At 40.1% G+C, this 411-nt stretch carries 1 protein-coding gene; it reads right to left on the minus strand.

The window, feature by feature from the left end; translation table 11 throughout:
• The coding region (locus tag IM284_RS23565) for a hypothetical protein (protein ID WP_226838965.1) at positions 1 to 411 on the minus strand (411 nt) is incomplete at both ends.

The raw sequence follows: 411 nt of genomic DNA on the forward strand, positions 1-411 counted from the left end.
AAGTAAAACCCCGTCAACATAAACTGGTGAATCGGTTATTAAATCATAATTTTTAAACTCTCCATGACCAATTCTCCCATATACTACATCAGCACCATCTACTTCGCGATAACCTTTCCAGTAACCATTACCATGAATATTAGGTTGAGCTGGAGTCCCTCCGGGGTGATAATCTAATTTGTACGTAGTACCTGATTTTGTTGTTTTGACATATTGAATATGTTTGATAGCCCCGGGTTTATTGGCTTGCGGATATGTTCTCGTCCAACCTTTGGATGTTAAAATATTATGAACATCAGCGGGGTTTTTCCCTGTTAATCTATCCACCCATCTTTTGGTTATACGATCTTTTTGAGAAAAAACACATTTTGACCCCCACGGATCCACCCATCCCAGCGCATTCGGCGCATA

Origin of the sequence: Enterobacter cloacae complex sp. P12RS (genome assembly GCF_014895875.1) — a bacterium.
Classification (GTDB): Bacteria; Pseudomonadota; Gammaproteobacteria; order Enterobacterales; family Enterobacteriaceae; genus Enterobacter; species Enterobacter bugandensis.